Origin of the sequence: Pseudolysinimonas sp. (assembly GCF_031389465.1) — a bacterium.
In the GTDB taxonomy this organism is placed as follows: domain Bacteria; phylum Actinomycetota; class Actinomycetes; order Actinomycetales; family Microbacteriaceae; genus Pseudolysinimonas_A.
In genome coordinates, this window is sequence record NZ_JANMSQ010000229.1 from 1 (window position 1) to 18897 (window position 18897).

The following is an 18897-nucleotide window of genomic DNA, read 5'->3' on the forward strand; positions in this document are numbered from 1 at the left end:
GTTCGTGCCCTCTGACGTGCCGCTCTCGCCGAGCGGGATCGACCCCGCCGACCTTGAGGTCACTCTTGGGGTACTCGCCAGCCTCGCGAAGGTCGACCGCGAGCATCCCGACTTCCAAGCCGTGCGTCGTGCGACCGCGGCGATGTTCAAAGAGGTCAAAAGGGAGCGCCGCCTAGAACTGCGGGCGCAGATCCAGGAGAACGACCGTGCCGTCGTGGCCGCCACGGCGACCGGCGCCCCCGATCGCATCGACGACGAGACGCGGGGTGTTCCGATCTCGGGCGCCGCAACGAACGCGATCGCCGGCGTGTTCATCAAGCCCCGCCCCTGCTACATCTGCAAGCAGGACTACACGATCGTCGACGCCTTCTACCATCAGCTGTGCCCGGCCTGCGCGGCGATGAGTCACGCCAAACGTGACGCGCGCACCGACCTGACCGGCAAACGCGCGCTCCTCACCGGCGGCCGCGCCAAGATCGGGATGTACATCGCGCTGCGCCTGCTGCGCGATGGCGCACATACGACGATCACCACCCGCTTCCCCCGCGACGCGGTGCGCCGCTTCACGAGCCTTCCCGACTCCTCCGACTGGATCGACCGGCTGCGCGTCGTCGGCATCGACCTGCGTGATCCGGCACAGGTGATCGGTCTCGCCGAGTCCGTCGCCGAGCACGGGCCGCTCGACATCCTCATCAACAACGCCGCGCAGACGGTGCGCCGCTCCCCCGGTGCCTACTCCCGGCTCGTGGATGCCGAGCTCGCTCCGCTGCCCGATGGTCCGCTCCCCGAGATGGAGACTTTCGGCCACACCAACGATGCGCACCCGCAGGCGCTCGCCCGCGCGGTCGCCGCGCACCCGATCCTCGCGGCCGCGACGGCGAAGGCCGATGAGCTCACCGAACTCGCGATGGCGGCCGGGTCGTCCTCGCTCGAGCGACTCGCCGCCGGCACCGCGATCGACGCGGGTGGGCTGGTCCCCGACCTCGCGCCGATCAACTCGTGGACCCAGAGCGTCGACGCCGTCGACCCGCTCGAGATGCTGGAGGTGCAGCTGGCGAACGATACGGCGCCGTTCATCCTCATTTCGAAGCTGCGGGCCTCTCTCGCCGCGTCCCCCGCGCGGCGCACTTACGTTGTAAACGTGAGCGCGATGGAGGGTGTCTTCGGCCGCGGCTACAAGGGACCCGGGCATCCCCACACCAACATGGCGAAGGCCGCGGTCAACATGCTCACGCGTACGAGCGCCCGGGAACTGTTCGAGACCGACGGCATCCTCATGACGAGCGTCGATACCGGCTGGATCACCGACGAACGCCCTCACCCGACGAAGGTGCGGCTCGCCGAAGAAGGCTTCCACGCTCCCCTCGACCTCGTCGATGGCGCCGCGCGGGTCTACGACCCGATCGTGCGCGGTGAGGCCGGCGAAGACCTGTTCGGAGTTTTCCTCAAGGACTACTCCCCCGGATCTTGGTGAGCTCGTGCTTATCTTGCCGACATGACGAAGTTGTCGCACTCGTACGTCGTCGCGATCGATCAGGGAACCACCAGCACCCGCGCGATCCTCTTCGACCATGCCGGGACGCCGGTCGCGACCGGTCAACGCGAACATCGGCAGATCTTCCCCCAGGCGGGCTGGGTCGAGCACGACGCGACCGAGATCCGCGACAACACGTTCGCGGTGCTGGCCGAGGCGCTCGAGGCCGCGGGCGCCGACGCCGCCCAAGTCGCCGCGATCGGCATCACCAACCAGCGCGAGACGACAGTCATCTGGGATCGCGCGACGGGCGAGCCGATCGCGAACGCGATCGTCTGGCAGGACACGCGCACCCAAGATCTCATCGACCGTCTTGCTGCCGACGGCGGGGTCGACCGGTTCCGCGCGAAGACCGGGCTCCCGCTCGCGACCTACTTCTCGGCGACGAAGATCGCCTGGTTGCTCGACTCGGTCGACGGAGCTCGGGTACGAGCGGAAGCGGGCGAACTCGCCTTCGGCACCACCGACTCGTGGGTGCTCTGGAATCTCACGGGCGGCCCCGACGGTGGAGTGCATGCCACCGATGTCACCAACGCCAGCCGCACCCTGCTGATGGATCTCGCCACCCTCGCCTGGGATGACGACCTGCTGACGGCGTTCGGCATCCCGCGCGCTCTTCTGCCCGAGATCCGGTCGTCGTCGGAGGTGTACGGCACCGCGATCGCGCCCCTCTCAGGTGTGCCGATCGCCGGCATCCTCGGCGACCAGCAAGCCGCGACCTTCGGGCAGGCCGCCTTCGAGGCGGGCGAGAGCAAGAACACCTACGGCACCGGCAACTTTCTCATCGCCAACACCGGGACGAAGATCGTGCAGTCCGCGAACGGACTCATCACGACCGTCGCATACCGGCTCGGCGACGAAGCGCCGCGCTACGCCCTGGAGGGGTCGATCGCGGTCACCGGCTCGCTCATCCAGTGGCTGCGCGACAACCTGGGCTTCTTCGAGAATTCGGCGGATGTCGAGCAGTTGGCGCTCACAGTGCCCGACACCGGCGGGGTCGCGTTCGTTCCGGCCTTCTCGGGGCTGTTCGCTCCCTACTGGCGGCCCGACGCGCGCGGGGCGATCCTCGGGCTGACTCGATTCGCCACGAAGGCGCACATCGCACGCGCCGCGCTCGAGGCGGTCGCGCTGCAGACCGTCGACGTGGTCGACGCTGCCGACGCCGACCTCCCGACGCCGATCACCGAACTGAGGGTCGACGGCGGGATGGTCGCCAACGACACCCTCATGCAGTTCCAGGCCGACGTGCTCGGGATGCCGGTCGTGCGTCCCGCGGTGGTCGAGACGACGGCGCTCGGTGCGGCCTACGCCGCGGGGCTCGCTGTGGGGTTCTGGTCGAGCCTCGACGAGCTGCGTGCGAACTGGCGTGAGGACCGCCGCTGGACGCCCGCCATGGGTGACGTCGAACGCGCGGAGCGAATGCGCATCTGGAAGAAGGCGGTCACCCGCACCTTCGACTGGGTCGACGACAACTAGCTGCCCGCCGCCCGAGCCGGGCGTCGGCGCTGGCGTCGCGGCGAAGGCCAGAAATGGCCTCCGCTCTTATGCTCCAGCGCGCTGCGTCGCGGCAACCCAGGCGTCGAGCTTTGCCGTCGCCGCGCCCGAGTCGATCGCCTCGGTGGCGACGGCGAGCTTTTCGGTGAAACGTTCGCGGATGTCGCGTTCCTGCTGCGCGGCGTCGTGGGCGAGCTGCCACGAGACGAGGCCGGCGGCGGCGTTGAGGAGCACGATGTCGCGCACCGGCCCCGGGTCGCCGGCGAACACCGCGCGCGCGATCCCCGCATTGTGCGCGGCATCCCCGCCCCGCAGATCAGCGATGCTCGCCCGCGCGATCCCGAGGTCGGCGGGATCGAGGTCGTGCTCGTGGATGTCGCCGCGCGACACCTCCCAGATGTGGCTGTGCCCGGTCGTCGTCAACTCGTCGAGTCCGTCGTCGCCGCGATAGACGAGCGCCGTGACGCCGCGGGTACGGAACACTCCGGTGATCAGGGGCACCTTGTCGAGCGCAGCGACGCCGACCGCCGATGCCTCGGGGCGTGCCGGGTTGCACAGCGGACCGAGGAAGTTGAAGACCGTCGGGATGCCGAGTTCGGCACGAACCGGGCCGGCGTGCTTGAAGCCGGGGTGGAAGAGCGCAGCGAAGACGAAGGTGATGCCGACCTCGTCGAGCACAGCGGCAACCCGCTCCGGCGGCAAGTGAAGCCCGATCCCGAGCGCGCCGAGGACATCCGACGATCCCGAAGCCGACGACGCCGCGCGGTTGCCGTGCTTGACGACTTTCGCCCCCGCAGCGGCAGCAACGATGGATGCCATCGTCGACACATTGACGGTACCCATCCGGTCACCACCGGTACCCGCCATGTCGAGCGCCATCGGATCGACGGCGAGCGGCTGAGCGTGCGCCAGGATCGCATCCCGGAATCCGACGATCTCATCGACCGTCTCGCCCTTCGCCCTGAGAGCAACCAGGAACCCGGCGAGCTGCGCCGGGGTGGCCTCCCCCTCCATCACCTGCTCCATCGCCCAGGACGCTTCAGCGATCGACAGATCCGCCCCGGCCAAGAGTTGGGTGAGCAGAGCTGGCCAAGTGAGTTCCGTCGGCATGGCGTCGATCGTAGCGACCTCTGATTTCGGCCATAATGGAATCGTGACCTCGACACCGATTTCGCACCGCCCGGCCGCTGGGGTTATCAATCGTCCGAACACCGTGCAAGTCGGCACGATCGTGTGGCTCGGCAGCGAGGTCATGTTCTTCGCCGGCCTGTTCGCGATCTACTTCACGCTGAAGTCGACGTCGCCGGGTCTGTGGGCCGACCAGGGATCGAAACTCAACATCTGGTTCTCGCTGGCGATCACGATCATCCTCGTCTCCTCGTCGGTGACCGCGCAGTATGGCGTCTTCGCGGCCGAGCGCCTGCAGAAGTGGCGCACCGGTGGCCCGCTCGCGTTCTGGAAATGGGGCGTCGTCGAGTGGTTCTTCGCGAGCTTCTTCCTGGGCGCGCTGTTCATCATCGGCCAGGTCTACGAATACGCCCTCCTCGTCAGTGAAGGCGTCGGGTTCACCTCCGACTCCTTCGGTTCGGCCTTCTACCTCACGACCGGCTTCCACGGCCTGCATGTGACCGGCGGCCTCCTGGCGTTCCTCATCGTGATCGGCCGCTTCTTCGCCGTCAAACGCTTCACCCACAAAGAAGCAACGACTGCAGTCGTGGTCTCGTACTACTGGCACTTCGTCGACGTGGTGTGGATCGGCCTGTTCCTCATCATCTACGTCCTCCCCAATTTCGGAGTCTGAGCCCTATGTCACGCAGTCGTCGCACGGGCCGCCGCTCTCCTCTCGCTTCAGTCGCGCTCCTCCTGATCGGCCTGCTGACCACCGGCGGCGCCTACGCGCTCGTCACTTCAAGCGCCACGGCGAGCCCCACGTCCGCAACCGCGACGGCTTCCGAAGAGGGCGAGAAGCTCTTCCTCTCGAACTGCGCCTCGTGCCACGGGATCGGGGCCGTCGGCACCACCGACGCCCCCAGCCTCGTCGGTGTCGGTGCTGCTGCGGTCGACTTCCAGGTCGGCACCGGTCGGATGCCGATGGCCGCCTCTGGACCGCAGGCTGAGGCCAAGCCCGTGCAGTTCACCGCGGAGCAGATCGAAGAGCTTGCGGCTTACGTCGCAACGCTCGGTCAGGGTCCCGGCATCCCGGCCGACGAGTACCTCACGGGAGAAGGCGATGTCGCCCTCGGTGCCGAGCTGTTCCGCATCAACTGTGCGATGTGCCACAACGTGGCTGGCGCAGGTGGCGCCCTCACCGAAGGCAAGTTCGCGCCCGACCTGAAGGACGTCGACCCCGCCCACGTGTATGAGGCGATGGTGACCGGGCCGCAGAACATGCCGGTGTTCAACGACCTCAACATCACGCCGGAGGAGAAGGGCGACATCATCGCCTACCTCGAATACCTCAACGACAACCCCTCCCCCGGCGGCCTTGACCTCGGTGGTCTGGGCCCGGTTTCGGAGGGTCTGTTCGTTTGGATCTTCGCGCTCGGCGCGATCGTCGCGGTGACTGTCTGGCTCACCGCGAAGTCAAACTAAGCGTTCCGACGCACGAAGAGAACAAGAGAGCAGAAGAGCATGGCAGACCACGGCAGCGCCGAACCCGGGCGTGCGGTCGTGCGCCGGGATATCCCGGCCGACGCACCCGGAACTGCCGTCGTGTCCACGGACGCGATCGAGAACCCCGGCTTCCCGCCCTACCGCCCGCGGGTCAGCGATGTCGACCCGAAGAAGGAGCGGCAGAACGAGCGCCGCGTCGCCTGGTTCTTCTGGGTATCGATCGTCGGCAGCATCTTCGCGATCGCGGCGTACTTCATCTTCCCCATCGATGCCGCCGACCCCGGCTCGGTACGCACCAACAACCTCATGCTGGGGCTCGGGATGACGCTTGCCCTGTTCGGCATCGGCTTCGGTGCTGTGCACTGGTCGAAGTCGCTCATGGAGGGCCACGACCTCGTCGAAGACCGCAACGCCGGCCACCCGCCCGAGGAGAAGTACGAGAAGCGCGCCGGTGCGGCCGCGGTCTTCACCGCCGGCAACCAGGAGTCGGGTTTCACCCGCCGGAAGCTGATCCGCAACTCCCTCATCGGCGCTCTTGTCGTCTTCCCGCTGCCCGCGATCGTGCTGTTCCGCGACCTCGCGCCCGCCGAAGATCCGGTGACGCTGCTCAAGCACACGCTGTGGAAGAAGGGCACGCGGCTCGCGCGTGACCCCGACGGCACGCCGATCCGGGCGGCTGACGTCACTCTCGGCTCGGTGTTCCACGTCATCCCCGAGGGCCTCGAAGACCTCGAGCACGGCAAGCTCGAAGAGAAGGCCAAGGCCGCAGTGTTGCTCATGCGGCTCAAGCCCGAAGACCTCACGGTCTCCGCCGGTCGGGAAGACTGGAACTACCAGGGCATCATCGCCTACTCCAAGATCTGCACCCACGTCGGCTGCCCGGTCGCGCTCTACGAGCAGCAGACCCACCACCTGTTGTGCCCGTGCCACCAGTCGCAGTTCGACATCACCGACGAGGCGAAGGTCATCTTCGGTCCCGCCAAGCGCCCGTTGCCGCAACTGCCGATCACCATCGACGACGAAGGCTACCTGGTCGCGCAAAGCGACTTCACCGAGCCCGTCGGCCCTAGCTTCTGGGAGCGCAAGCTGTGACCGTCGAGAACACCGGGCGCCCCGGCGAAGGCGATTCGACGCCGGAAGTCGGCCGCGGGATGCGTTTCACCAACTGGGCCGCCGGCTATGTCGACGAGCGCTTCAAGCTCTCCGGCTGGATCCGCGACTACGGCCGCAAGATCTTCCCCGACCACTGGTCGTTCATGCTCGGCGAGGTGGCGCTCTACAGCCTCATCATCGTGCTGCTCTCGGGCACGTTTCTGACCTTCTTCTTCCAGGCCAGCATGGTCCCGGTCATCTACGACGGCGCTTGGGTGCCGCTCAAGGGCATCGAGATGTCGGCCGCGATGGCCTCAACGCTCGACATCTCCTTCGACATCCGTGGCGGCCTGCTGGTACGTCAGATCCACCACTGGGCTGCGCTGCTGTTCGTCGCGTCGATCGGCCTGCACATGCTGCGCGTATTCTTCACCGGCGCGTTCCGCAAGCCCCGCGAGATCAACTGGCTGCTGGGCTTCACGCTCTTCATCCTCGCCATGGCAGAGGGCTTCACCGGCTATTCGCTCCCTGACGACCTGCTATCGGGCAACGGCTTGCGCATCATCGACGGCATGGTCAAGGGCATCCCGGTCATCGGGACCTGGATCTCGTACCTGCTGTTCGGCGGCGAGTTCCCCGGCACGACGGTCATCGGAATGTTCTACAGCCTGCACATCCTGCTGCTGCCCGCGATTCTCGTCGCGATCGTCGGCGTGCACGTGATCATGGTGTTCGTCAACAAGCACACCCAATACGCGGGTCCCGGCCGTACCAACGACAACGTGGTGGGAGTGCCGGTCATGCCGGTGTTCGCGGCCAAGGCCGGTGGCTTCTTCTTCATCGTGTTCGGCGTCATCGTGCTGGTTGCGGCAACCGTGACGATCAACCCGATCTGGAACTACGGCCCGTACGACCCGTCCCCGGTGTCCGCGGGCACCCAGCCCGACTGGTACATCGGTTTCGCCGATGGCATGCTGCGCCTCATCCCGATGGGCTGGGAGCTCGAGATTCTCGGTGCGACGCTGTCGCTCAACATCCTCGTGCCGCTGCTGATCCTGCCGGTCTTCCTCGGTCTCGTCGCGTTCTACCCGTTCTTCGAGGCATGGGTCACCGGCGACAAGCGTCACCACAACATCGCCGACCGTCCGCGGAACGCTCCGATGCGCACCGCCATCGGAGCCGCCGGCGTGACGCTGTACGCGGTCATGTGGGCTGCAGCATCCTCCGACCTCATCGCGACTCACTTCAAGCTCGCCGTTGAAGGGGTGACACTCGCCCTCCAGATCCTGCTGATCGCCGGACCGATCATCGCGTTCGTTGTGGCACGACGCATCTGCTTCGCGCTGCAGAAGAAGGACCGCGAGATCGCGCTCCACGGGTACGAGTCGGGCCGCATCGTGCGGCTGCCCGGTGGCGAGTACGTCGAGGTGCACCACCCACTCAGCGACTACGAGCGCTGGCGCCTGGTGACGTACAACGACTACCAGCCGCTCATGGTGCGCCCCGACAAGCACGGTCGCATCTCGGTCGTGCAGCGGGTTCGTGCCGTGGTGTCGAAGCTGTTCTTCGAGGATCGCATCGCCCCGGTCACCAAGAGCGAGCTCGAGGCCCAGTCTCACCACTGAGCGCCGATCCACCGCTCAGGGTAGAACGCGCGCGGCACCCCGGTCGGGCGGGAAGAAGCGCCGCATGTACTCGGCGGCGTCGGTGAAGCCGAGTCGGTCGTAGAAACCGCCGGCGCGGCGACTCGCGACCGTCAACTGGGTCACCCCCCGCTCCTCGCAGGCGGCCTCGACCGCCCGCACCAGGAGGGTTCCATAGCCCAGACCACGGGCCTCATCGTCGACCACAAGCTCTTGGAGTTGAGCCGACGGTCCGTTGGTGGTGAGCAGGGGAACGATCGTCGTGAGCGCGTACCCGCCGAGGCGCGGCGAGCCGTCATCGACCACGAGCAGCAGCACGTTGGGGTGTGAACCCGCGAAATAGGCGCCGAGCGTCGTGTCGTAGGCGGCGCGCTCGGGAGTGAAGGCGTGCCCGAGCTGCCCGACGAGCGCATAGAGCGCATCCTCGTCGCCTGGACGCGCTTCGCGGATCACGGCATCAGTCATCGAAGCGTTTCCCCCTTTGGCGGGCGAACTCTAGCGGGCGAAGAAGTTGCGGTAGTACTCGTACTGCCAGCCGATGATCGCGATCAACACAATCGGACCGCCGATAAAGGCAAGCCAGATGCCGATCGCGAACCCGAGGAACATGAAGCCCAGGCCCAACGCGAGCACCATCGGCCACCAGCTCCACGGGCTGAAGTGCCCGACCTCCGGGTCGCCGTCATCGATCTCGGCCGTGAACGTGTCTTCGGGCAGTTCGCCGCCCTGGGCGCGCTTCGTGATCGTCAGATAGAACGCGATAAAGACCGACAGCACAGCGCCGAGGGTGATCCCAACCGTGCCCACCCATTCAACGCCCTGCGCCGTGATCGGCTCGACCTGGGTGGGGGTGTTCACGTAGTCGATGAGCGACCACAGCGTGTATCCGGCCGCCGAGAGCCCGAAGAAGACCGCGAGAATCCAGAACAGGTTGGCGTTGACGCGCACGCTACTTCACCTCTCCGTCGACGAGGTCGACGACGGGACTCTCGGGGGCATCCTTCATCGGTCCGATCCCGACCTGCGGGCCCACCTCCGGGTGGTGCAGGTCGAACGCCGGCGATTCCGAGCGGATGCGCGGGATCGACACGAAGTTGTGACGCGGCGGCGGGCACGAGGTCGCCCACTCGAGCGACCGGGCGTTGCCCCACGGGTCGTCGACGGTGACCTTCTCGCCACGACGCGCAGTGATCATGACATTGAGGAAGAACGGCAACAGCGACGCGCCGAGGATCATGGCGCCGATCGTCGAGATCTGGTTCATCCAGGTCAGGCCGTCTTCCTCGAGGTAGCTCCAGTAGCGACGTGCACCGCCCATGACGCCGATCCAGTGCTGGATGAGGAAGGTGGTGTGGAAGCCGATGAACAGCATCCAGAAGTGCCACTTGCCGAGCGTCTCGTTCAGCATCTTGCCGGTCCACTTCGGCCACCAGAAGTAGAAGCCGGAGAACATGGCGAACACGACGGTGCCGAACACGACGTAGTGGAAGTGCGCGACCACGAAGTAGCTGTCGGACACGTGGAAGTCGAGCGGCGGGCTCGCCAGGATGACGCCGGTCAGGCCGCCAAAGGTGAAGGTGATGAGGAAGCCGATCGCCCACAGCATCGGAGTCTCGAACGTTACCGAGCCACGCCACATCGTGCCGACCCAGTTGAAGATCTTCACACCCGTTGGCACGGCGATGAGCATCGTCAGGAGCGCGAAGAAGGGCAGCAGCACCGAGCCGGTGACGTACATGTGGTGCGCCCACACCGTCACCGAGAGGGCCGCAATCGCGATCGTTGCGTAGATGAGGGTCTTGTAGCCGAAGATCGGCTTGCGACTGAAGACCGGCAGCACCTCGGAGATGATGCCGAAGAACGGCAGCGCGATGATGTACACCTCGGGGTGCCCGAAGAACCAGAACAAGTGTTGCCACAGGATGGCGCCACCGTTCGCCGGATCGAGCAGGTGCGACTCGAACACCCGGTCGGCGCCGAGCGCGAAGAGCCCCGCGGCGAGCACCGGGAACGCGAGCAACACGAGGATCGACGTCACCAGGATGTTCCAAGTGAAGATCGGCATGCGGAACATCGTCATTCCGGGGGCGCGCATCGTGATGATCGTGGTGATGAAGTTCACCGCGCCGAGGATCGTGCCGAAACCGGTCATCGCCAGGCCGAAGACCCAGTGGTTGCCGCCGAGCCCGGGCGTAAACGTCGTATTCGACAGCGGGGCGTAGGCGAACCATCCGAACGACGCAGCCCCCTGCGGGGTCAGGTAGCCGGCGACCGCGATGATTCCGCCGAAGAGAAAGAGCCAGTACGCAAGCGCGTTGAGCCGCGGGAAGGCGACATCCGGGGCACCGATCTGCAACGGCATCGCAACGTTGGCGAAGCCCGCGAACAGCGGGGTCGCGAACAGCAGCAGCATGATCGTGCCGTGCATCGTGAAGAGCTGATTGTACTGCTCGCCGCTCGCCACGAGCGTGCTGCCCGGCTCCCAGAGTTGCGCGCGGATGACGAGCGCCATCACGCCGCCGAGGCAGAAGAAGACGAACGACGAGATGAGGTAGAGGTACCCGATCGTCTTGTGGTCGGTCGTCGTGATCCACTTGACGATGACGTTGCCCTTGCGCTCGACCTTGGGCGTGCCAAAGGACTGCTGGGGCGCGGTGGTAGTGGTCATCAGTTCTCTCCCTCGCCCGTGGCGCCCGTGCCTGGCAGGTTCTGGTTCAGGTCGTAGGTGCTGTCGAGCTGGCCGGTCTGACCTTTCTCGCGCAGCAGCGCCATCTGTTCGTCGTATTCCTCGCGCGAAACGACCTTCACCGTGAAGAGCATTCGGGAGTGGTACTCGCCGCAGAGTTCGGCGCACTTGCCGTCGTACTCACCCTCCTTGAGCGGGGTGAAGTACATGTAGTTGGACCGCGCCGGGATCATGTCTTTCTTGTACAGGAAGTCGACGATCCAGAACGAGTGGATGACGTCGCGCGACTCGATCTTGATTTCGACCGTCTCGTCGACCGGCAGGTAGAGAACGGGAAGCTGGTCGGTGTCGACCTGCCCGCTTTCGCCCTCCTGGGCCTGGATGCCGACCTCGTAGACGTCTTCGTGGGCGTAGTTGAACGCCCACGACCAGCGCTGACCATAGACCTCGATCTGAACGTCGGGGTCGGCGATCGGCTGCTCGATCTCCGTTTGGTCGCGGACAGTGAAGGCGAAGAACCCGATGACGAGGATGAGCGGCACGATCGTGTAGAAGATCTCGATCGGCATGTTGTACCGCAGCTGCACCGGAAAACCGGTCTGGCCCTTGCGGCGACGGTAGACGACCGCGGCCCAGATGATCAGGACCCAGGTGACGATTCCGACTGCGAGAAGCACGATCCACGAGGTCACCCAGAGGCCGGTGATGCGATCGGTGTGGTTCGTCGCGCCGACCGAATCCTCGGGCAGAAAGCCGATGAGCTGGGCTTGCGTGCAGCCAGCGAGAATGACGGTCACGGCGCCCATGATGGGGAGCAACGCCCAACGCGCCAATTTCGACTTCGGGGAGCGAGTGGAGCGCACCGGTGACCTCTCAGGAACGTGGATGACCTGCTCTCAGTCTATCCACCAGCCAGAGGGTCAAACCCCCGCGGGTCGGAGAGTCGCGCCGCTCAGTGGAAGGAATCTCCGCAGGCGCACGACCCCGCGGCGTTGGGGTTGTCGATCGTGAAGCCCTGCTTCTGGATGGTGTCTTCAAAGTCGATCGCCGCCCCGTCGAGATAGGGCACGCTCATCTTGTCGATGACAACCTCGACACCGTCGAAGTCGACGGTCGCATCCCCGTCGAGCAGGCGCTCGTCGAAGTAGAGCTGGTAGATGAGGCCGCTGCACCCGCCCGGCTGCACCGCGACCCGCAGTCGAAGATCGTCGCGACCCTCCTGCTGAAGCAGGTTCTTGACTTTCGTCGCCGCGGTGTCAGTGAGCTTCACGCCGTGGGCAGAGACATCGGTCGAAACCTGGTCAGTCGAAGTCAGGGCGGTGTCAGTCATGTCTTTCAGTCTAATCGAGCACCCGGCTCATTCGCCGGATCTCCCGTTCAGCCGCGCGAGCAGGAGCGCCTCCGACAAGATCGCGCGGCGGAGGGTGGGCAGGTGCAGCGACTCGTTGGGGCTGTGCGCGCGCGAATCAGGATCCTCGACGCCCGTGATGAGAATCTGCGCCGCCGGAAACATCTCGACGAGGTCGGCGATGAACGGGATCGACCCTCCCGCCCCGATCTCGACCGCTTCGGTGCCCCAGGCCTCCCCCATCGTCTCGAGCGCATCCGAGGCCGCCCATCCGGTCGAGTCGACGAGGAACGGGTTGCCGAGGTCGAGGTCTTCGATCGAGATCTCAGCGCCAAACGGCACGTGGCGCAGCAGATGAGCCTCGATCGCGGTGAACGCATCCTGAGCGGTCTGGCCCGGCGCGACCCGCGCGCTGATGCGGACTCGAACGCTGGGCACGAGAGTGTTCGAGGCGTTGCGGATGTTCGGGATATCCATCCCGGTAACGGTGATCGACGGCTGGTACCACAGCCGGGAGAGGATCGCGCCGGCACCGATCGGGCTGACCCCATCGAGCAGCCCCGACTCCTCGCGGAGCTTGTTCTCCCCGTACTTCGGAGTCTCCTCGTCGTGGCTGGTCAGCCCCTCGACGGCGACGGACCCATCCTTCTTCCAGAGCGTGGCGAGCAGCTCGATCGCGGCCATCGGCGCGTCGGGCACCGCGCCGCCCATCATGCCCGAGTGGGAGGCGTGGGCGAGGGTTGTGATCCGCAGGTTGAAGGCGACCGCACCTCGGAGCGCGATCGTGAGGGCGGGGGTGTCGAGGTCCCAGTTCCCCGAGTCGGCGACGACGATGACATCGGACGCGATGCGACTGCGATAGCGGCGCAGGATCTCGGGAAGCGACCGGGAGCCGAACTCCTCCTCGCCCTCGATGAACAGCACGAGGCCGACATCCAGATCGTCCTCGGTGACGGCCACCAGGGACCGGATCGCGGCGATGTGGGTCATCACGCCGGCTTTGTCGTCCGCTGCGCCTCGGCCGTACAGCCGGTCGCCCCGCAGGGTCGGCTCGAACGGCACCGAATCCCAGTGCTCGTCCTCGCCAGGCGGCTGCACGTCGTGGTGTGCGTAGAGCAGGATCGTCGGCCGCCCGTTGCGGGCCGCCCGGGTGGCGATGATTGCGGGTAGGCCGAGTTTGCTACCTCCGCCGATCGGCACCTGCACAATGTCGATGTCATCGAACACGCCGGTGTCGGCCGCGAGGGCCCTCACCGCCTCGGCGCTCGCCCCCACCTGCTCCGGGTCGAAGCCGTCCCACGAGACCGACGGGATGCGCACGAGACGCGAGAGGTCAGCAACCGCGAGCGGAAACCCCGCCGCGACCGCCTCCCGAAGTTCGTCGGCGAACGGTGTCGAAGGCGGCGTTGCAGGCATCCCGTAATCTTAAGTCGTGGCCAAGACCCCTAGCACCCCTGTCTCCCCCGCGGCCCTGCCGGAGCCGACTCCCGCGGGCAAGGGTCACGCGACCCCGACCCGCAAGGAACGGGAAGCCGCTCTGCGTCGACCGCTCGTGCCGAAAGACCGCAAACTCGCTTCGCAGCAAAACCGCGCGACGATCGCGAGTGAGCGAGAGAAGGCCCGCGTCGGGATGGCGAGGGGCGACGAGCGCTACCTCCCGGTCCGCGACAAAGGCGTGCAGAAGCGCTACGTGCGCGACTTCGTCGATGCGCGGTTCAGCGCCGGCGAGATCCTGATGCCGACGCTCGTGCTCGTCATCCTCACCTGGTTCGTGCCGCAGATCGCCGACTACGCCTTCTTGGGCTTCTGGGCCATCTTCCTGTTCGTCGTCGCCGACTGTGTCGTGCTCGGCTTCCAGGTCACCCGCCGGCTCGCTGCGAAGTACGGCAAAGACAAGGTGGAGCGCGTGCGCTGGTACGCGGCGATGCGCGCCATCCAGATGCGGTTCCTGCGCCTGCCGAAGCCTCAGGTCAAGCGCGGAGAGTATCCCGCTTAAGCGACCCGGCCCGGAGCCCGCGGTTGATCTGCCGTGCCCAGAACGGGCCGCGGTAGAGGAACGCCGTGTAGCCCTGCACGAGCGTCGCGCCCGCGTCGAGTCGCTCCGCGACATCCGCCGCCGTGTCGACTCCGCCCACAGAGATGAGCGCGAAGTCGGCGGGAACCGACGCGCGCAGCAGACGCAACACCTCGAGAGAACGTTCGGCGAGAGGGGCGCCGGAGAGCCCGCCCTCCCCCGCCGCAGCGATCTCGGTGAGGTCAGAGCGCAGTCCCTCCCGTGAGATCGTCGTGTTCGTCGCAACGAGGCCCGCGAGGCCGAGTCCGACACTGAGCCCCGCGATCCTCAGCACCTGCTCGTCGGTGAGGTCAGGAGCGATCTTGACGAGCACCGGAACGCCCGCGGCGGCATCCTGCACCACCTTCAGGAGGGGCCCGAGCTTGTCGAGTTCCTGCAGGCCCCGAAGCCCGGGGGTGTTCGGCGAGCTGACGTTGACGACGAGGTAGTCGGCGAGCGGGGCGAGTAACCGGGTTGAGGTCAGGTAGTCCTCGAGGGCCTCCTCGACCGCGACGACCCGCGACTTGCCGATATTGACCCCGATGACCGGTCGGATGCGGCGGCGGCGCTCACGTCGAAGCTGGTGAGCCGCGGCCTCAGCCCCGGCGTTGTTGAACCCCATGCGGTTGATGACCGCCCGGTCGGCGACGAGTCGGAAGAGTCGGGGCTTCGGGTTGCCAGGCTGTGAGACGGCGGTGATCGTGCCCACCTCGATGTGCCCGAAACCGAGCACCCCGAGTCCGCGGATGCCTGCCGCCTCCTTGTCGAAACCGGCCGCGAGTCCAAACGGTGACGGGAAGCGCAGGCCCAGCGCCTCCACGGCGAGCGATGGATGCGGGCGGCTGTACCCGCGCAGGAACCCCGGCAGCAGGCGAATTACCCGAAGTGCGAGATGGTGCGCTCGCTCCGGGTCCATCCGGCGAAGCACGAAGCGGAACAGGAGGGCGTACATCCCGCCCAGGCTACCCACACCGTGGGTTGAGTAGCGCGCCGCACAGCGGCACGCGTATCGAAACCAGGGACCAACAAGTCGAGGTTTCGATACGCCGCTGCGCGGCTACTCATCCCGCGGGAGATTGATACGCCGCTGCGCGGCTACTCAGCCCGCGGGAGTTTCGATTTCGCCCGTGCTCGCGTTCTCGACTCGGAGCAGTGCGATGGCCGCCTCGAAGTCCTCGAGCGAGTCGAAGCCCTGGTAGACGCTCGCGAAGCGCAAGTAGGCGACCTCATCGAGTTCGCGCAGCGGAGGCAGAATCGAGAGGCCGATGTCATTGGCGTCGATCTGCGAGACGCCGGTCGCCCGGATGCTCTCCTCGACGCGCTGCGCGAGGAGCGCGAGATCGGCGTCGCTCACCGGGCGGCCCTGACACGCCTTCCGCACGCCCGAGACGATCTTCTCTCGGCTGAACGGTTCAACGATTCCCGAACGCTTGATGACCGAGAGACTGGCGGTCTCGGTGGTCGAGAACCGGCGACCGCACTCCGGACACTGCCGACGTCGGCGGATGGCGAGGCCGTCGTCGCTCGTGCGCGAATCGACGACGCGGCTATCCGAGTAGCGGCAGAACGGGCAGAACATGGTCTGACCAGGATAAAGCCCTCGTCAAGAGAAAGCCCGGAGGTCAGTCTCCCCGGAATCGCGCGTCTACCGCGTCGCCGTGCGCGGGAAGGTGCTCGGCGTCGCTCATGGTGCGGATGTGGTGGGCGACCGTGCGCAAGGCGTCGGTGTCGTAGTGCACGACCTGTTGCGGGCGGAGGAAGGTGACGGCCGAGATACCGGAGGCGAAGCGCGCGGTGCCACCGGTCGGCAGGATGTGGTTCGACCCCGCGAGGTAGTCGCCGAGACTCACCGGCGAATAGGTGCCGAGGAAGATCGCTCCGGCGTGTGAGATGCGGTCGAGCACGGCGCCCGGGTCGGCCGTTTGAATCTCGAGGTGCTCCGGTGCGTACGCGTCGCTGACCCGCGCGGCGGTGTCGAGGTCGTCGACAAGCACGATTGCCGACTGCGGTCCCGCGAGGGCGACGAGCACTCGCTCGCGCGCCGCCGTCTGCGCGACCTGACGCTCGAGCTCGGCCCGCACGGCATCCGCGAGCTCTGCGGAGTCGGTCACCAGCACGGCCGCCGCCGATTCGTCGTGTTCCGCCTGGCTGATCAGGTCGGCGGCGACGACGACGGGGTCGGCGTCGGCATCCGCGATCACGAGCACCTCGCTCGGACCCGCTTCAGCGTCGATTCCGACATCCCCCTGCACGACACGCTTCGCGGCGGCGACGTAGACGTTTCCGGGTCCAGCGACGACATCGACCGGGTCGAGGGCAAGCGACGGGATGCCGTAGGCGAGCGCGCCGATCGCGCCGGCGCCGCCCATCGCGTAGACCTCGTCGACGCCGAGTACTCCAGCCGCACCGAGGATGAGCGGGTGAATCCCGTGCTCGAAGTCCTTCTGGGGCGGCGACGCGAGGGCGATCGAACCAACCCCCGCGACCTGCGCGGGCACGACGTTCATGACGACGCTCGACGGGTAGACCGCCTTGCCACCGGGGATGTAGAGCCCGACCCGGTCGACGGGCTGCCAGCGCTGGGTGATTTGCGCGCCCGGAGCAACGGTGGTGACGGCGGGAGCCGGTACCTGGGCGCGGCTCGCGGCGCGCTCGCGGTCGATGACCTCATCGAGAGCGGCCCGGATCTGCTGGGGCAAACGGGTGACCGCGGCCGCGATCGAAGCCGGGTCGACCCGGATCGCAGCCGCGCGGCCCCCGTCGAACCGGTCGGCTTGTTCGTCGAGTGCGGTCGTGCCGCGCTCGCGAACGTCGCGGATGAGGTCCGCGGCAACCGGGATGGCGGCCGACACGTCGACCTCGGCGCGATGCACGAGAGCCCGGAGTTCACTCGGGGTGGGACGCCGGCCGCGGAGATCGATCGATTGGATCATGACCCGTCCATGCTATGGGCGGCCTCGGCGTCCAAAGGAATTCCAGCGCCGTGGACACGGTTTACTAGTCGTGTGGAACCGCACATCGTCGACGACCTCTCTGCGTTCAAGTTGGCCTTCCGTCGGCACGCTGCGGGAGTCGCGGTGGTGACCGGCCGCACCCCCGACGGCACGCCCGTCGGCTTCACGGTGACCTCGCTCGCCTCCCTCGCCGCGGTTCCGCCACTCGCGACCTTCAACATGGCGCGCATCTCGACCGCCTGGCCGGCCGTCGAGGGCACGACTCACGTGCTCATCCACCTGCTCGGCGCCCGCAACCGTGCGCTCGCCGATCGCCTCTCCGGACCTCATGACGAACGCTTCGCGGGCGACCATTGGGCGCCCGGTCCGCTCGATCTTCCGCTGTTGAAGGACGTACCCGCCTGGATGATCGGGCGCATCGTCGAACGTCTCCCGGTCGCCGACAACGCTGTCGTGGTCGTCCAGGTGGAAGACGGCGGGCTCGGCCCCGAAGACGCGGCATTGCTCTACCACGAGCGGGCCTACCTGATCCCGGGCAGTCCCGTTCCGGACTAGCGGATCAGGTCACTCCGTAGGCGAATACGCCGTGCGGGTCGACGCGTCGGCGCACCGCCGCGAGCCGCTCAAACGTCGATGCCGGCCACGCTCTGGCGAACTCCGCAGCATCGGCGAACCGAGCGGAGTAGTTGATCGTCGTGAACGGCGCGACCCACGGGGCAATCTCCGCAGCGAAACCGCTTGCGGCGCGAGGCAGCACCTCGGCGAAAAGCGCTGGATCGGGAGCGCCGACGACGTGAATCGCGAATGCGCCTTCGCGTCCACCGACCGCGGAGCCGCCGTCGACATCGGTCGTCGCCGCGCCGCCGAGGTGGCGCACCTCAATCGCGAGGAAGGGGACGGGCGCAGCCGGATGGAAGGCCGAGGTGAGCGCCGTCGCGAAGTCGTCGTCGATTGTCGTCAGCAGGGCGCCCCAGCCCCACGCCGGGCCCGGCTCGGTCGGGTCGGAGTGGATGCGCGCGACGTCGGTGAGCACCATCGGACCGACATCATCGACATCGACGGGAGCCAGGGCGCGCAATCCCGCCGCGAGTCGTTCGCCCTCGGCCGCGGCCCCCGGGTAGGCGAAGCGCAGGTTGAGCAGGAACCGTCCGCGCAGATGCGGCGGCAGGAACTCCAGGTCGGGGTAGCGGATGAGCACGACCGAGGTGGTGACGTCGGCGGGGGCATCGCCGGTCCACTGCATCCAGCCGCGAAGGGCGGTCTCGACGTGCGGCGTGTCGAAGGTGAGCGCGCCCGCGTAGAGCTCAGGTAGCGCAACCAGGCGCACCCGCACCTCGGCCACGACCCCGAACCCGCCCTTGCCGCCGCGCAGGGCCCAGTAGAGGTCCGCGTCGCCGGCGGGTGACGCGTCGACGACCGCGCCGCTCGCGGTGACGACGGTCGCGCCGAGGACATAGTCGGAAGACACGCCGTGACTGCG

The 18897-nt window shown here is 67.0% G+C and carries 19 protein-coding genes; 8 read left to right on the forward strand and 11 right to left on the reverse strand.

Features of this window, described 5'->3' with window-relative positions:
• The first annotated feature begins 4 nt into the window (after positions 1-4).
• On the forward strand, positions 5-1474 hold the full coding sequence (locus tag RMO30_RS09180; RefSeq protein ID WP_309712361.1) for an SDR family NAD(P)-dependent oxidoreductase: 1470 nt from the start codon (positions 5-7) through the stop codon (positions 1472-1474).
• Positions 1475-1495: 21 nt separating this feature from the next.
• Complete coding sequence (glpK, locus tag RMO30_RS09185) at positions 1496-3010, forward strand: glycerol kinase GlpK (protein ID WP_309712316.1); 1515 nt, start codon at positions 1496-1498, stop codon at positions 3008-3010.
• Positions 3011-3076: 66 nt separating this feature from the next.
• Here the strand turns inward: glpK and trpD are convergent, their stop codons facing one another.
• Positions 3077-4138: an anthranilate phosphoribosyltransferase gene (trpD, locus tag RMO30_RS09190; protein WP_309712318.1), complete on the reverse strand. Its 1062-nt coding sequence runs from the start codon at positions 4136-4138 to the stop codon at positions 3077-3079.
• Between trpD and RMO30_RS09195 the strand changes: the two genes are divergently transcribed.
• Genes RMO30_RS09195 through RMO30_RS09210 form a run of 4 tightly spaced genes read left to right on the forward strand, consistent with a single transcriptional unit; the run spans position 4137 to position 8358 of the window.
• Entirely contained in the window at positions 4137-4829 is a 693-nt protein-coding gene (locus RMO30_RS09195) for a heme-copper oxidase subunit III (RefSeq protein ID WP_397427916.1), read from the forward strand. The genes trpD and RMO30_RS09195 overlap by 2 nt on opposite strands.
• A gap of 5 nt (positions 4830-4834) precedes the next feature.
• Positions 4835-5620 (forward strand): cytochrome c, encoded by a 786-nt coding sequence (locus RMO30_RS09200; RefSeq protein WP_309712323.1) that lies wholly within the window; start codon positions 4835-4837, stop codon positions 5618-5620.
• A gap of 39 nt (positions 5621-5659) precedes the next feature.
• Complete coding sequence (locus RMO30_RS09205) at positions 5660-6733, forward strand: Rieske 2Fe-2S domain-containing protein (protein ID WP_309712326.1); 1074 nt, start codon at positions 5660-5662, stop codon at positions 6731-6733.
• A gap of 59 nt (positions 6734-6792) precedes the next feature.
• The gene (locus RMO30_RS09210; RefSeq protein WP_309712364.1) at positions 6793-8358 is read left to right on the forward strand and encodes a ubiquinol-cytochrome c reductase cytochrome b subunit; all 1566 of its coding nucleotides are present in this window, start codon (positions 6793-6795) and stop codon (positions 8356-8358) included.
• A gap of 15 nt (positions 8359-8373) precedes the next feature.
• Here the strand turns inward: RMO30_RS09210 and RMO30_RS09215 are convergent, their stop codons facing one another.
• The 6 genes from RMO30_RS09215 to RMO30_RS09240 all read right to left on the reverse strand — a co-directional run bounded on the left by RMO30_RS09215 (position 8374) and on the right by RMO30_RS09240 (position 13826).
• Positions 8374-8841, reverse strand: a complete 468-nt coding sequence (locus RMO30_RS09215; RefSeq protein ID WP_309712329.1) for a GNAT family N-acetyltransferase — start codon at positions 8839-8841, stop codon at positions 8374-8376.
• 30 nt (positions 8842-8871) lie between these two features.
• Positions 8872-9324 carry a cytochrome c oxidase subunit 4 gene (locus RMO30_RS09220; RefSeq protein WP_309712332.1) on the reverse strand — a complete coding sequence of 151 codons (453 nt, stop codon included), beginning with the start codon at positions 9322-9324 and terminating at the stop codon, positions 8872-8874.
• 1 nt (position 9325) lies between these two features.
• Positions 9326-11044 carry a cytochrome c oxidase subunit I gene (gene ctaD / locus RMO30_RS09225; RefSeq protein WP_309712335.1) on the reverse strand — a complete coding sequence of 573 codons (1719 nt, stop codon included), beginning with the start codon at positions 11042-11044 and terminating at the stop codon, positions 9326-9328.
• Complete coding sequence (gene coxB / locus RMO30_RS09230) at positions 11044-11868, reverse strand: cytochrome c oxidase subunit II (protein ID WP_309712367.1); 825 nt, start codon at positions 11866-11868, stop codon at positions 11044-11046. Before coxB ends, ctaD begins: the two co-directional genes overlap by 1 nt.
• 146 nt (positions 11869-12014) lie before the next feature.
• Positions 12015-12392: an iron-sulfur cluster insertion protein ErpA gene (gene erpA / locus RMO30_RS09235; RefSeq protein ID WP_309712338.1), complete on the reverse strand. Its 378-nt coding sequence runs from the start codon at positions 12390-12392 to the stop codon at positions 12015-12017.
• Between the two features lie 27 nt (positions 12393-12419).
• Complete coding sequence (locus RMO30_RS09240; protein ID WP_309712341.1) at positions 12420-13826, reverse strand: dipeptidase; 1407 nt, start codon at positions 13824-13826, stop codon at positions 12420-12422.
• Between the two features lie 16 nt (positions 13827-13842).
• Here RMO30_RS09240 and RMO30_RS09245 point away from each other — a divergent pair, with 16 nt between their 5' ends.
• Positions 13843-14406: a DUF3043 domain-containing protein gene (locus tag RMO30_RS09245; protein ID WP_309712344.1), complete on the forward strand. Its 564-nt coding sequence runs from the start codon at positions 13843-13845 to the stop codon at positions 14404-14406.
• On the opposite strand, the gene RMO30_RS09250 is transcribed toward RMO30_RS09245, so the two are convergent.
• The 3 genes from RMO30_RS09250 to hisD all read right to left on the reverse strand — a co-directional run bounded on the left by RMO30_RS09250 (position 14381) and on the right by hisD (position 17396).
• The gene (locus RMO30_RS09250; RefSeq protein ID WP_309712347.1) at positions 14381-15415 is read right to left on the reverse strand and encodes a quinone-dependent dihydroorotate dehydrogenase; all 1035 of its coding nucleotides are present in this window, start codon (positions 15413-15415) and stop codon (positions 14381-14383) included. The genes RMO30_RS09245 and RMO30_RS09250 overlap by 26 nt on opposite strands.
• 147 nt (positions 15416-15562) lie before the next feature.
• Entirely contained in the window at positions 15563-16042 is a 480-nt protein-coding gene (gene nrdR / locus RMO30_RS09255; RefSeq protein ID WP_309712349.1) for a transcriptional regulator NrdR, read from the reverse strand.
• A gap of 43 nt (positions 16043-16085) precedes the next feature.
• Positions 16086-17396, reverse strand: a complete 1311-nt coding sequence (hisD, locus tag RMO30_RS09260) for a histidinol dehydrogenase (protein WP_309712352.1) — start codon at positions 17394-17396, stop codon at positions 16086-16088.
• A gap of 72 nt (positions 17397-17468) precedes the next feature.
• On the opposite strand from hisD, the gene RMO30_RS09265 reads away from it, so the two are divergent.
• A complete protein-coding gene (locus tag RMO30_RS09265; RefSeq protein WP_309712355.1) occupies positions 17469-17972 on the forward strand; it encodes a flavin reductase family protein in 504 nt (167 codons plus the stop codon).
• A gap of 4 nt (positions 17973-17976) precedes the next feature.
• On the opposite strand, the gene RMO30_RS09270 is transcribed toward RMO30_RS09265, so the two are convergent.
• Positions 17977-18897: FAD-binding oxidoreductase (locus RMO30_RS09270; RefSeq protein ID WP_309712358.1), on the reverse strand; the 921-nt coding region annotated here is incomplete at its 5' end.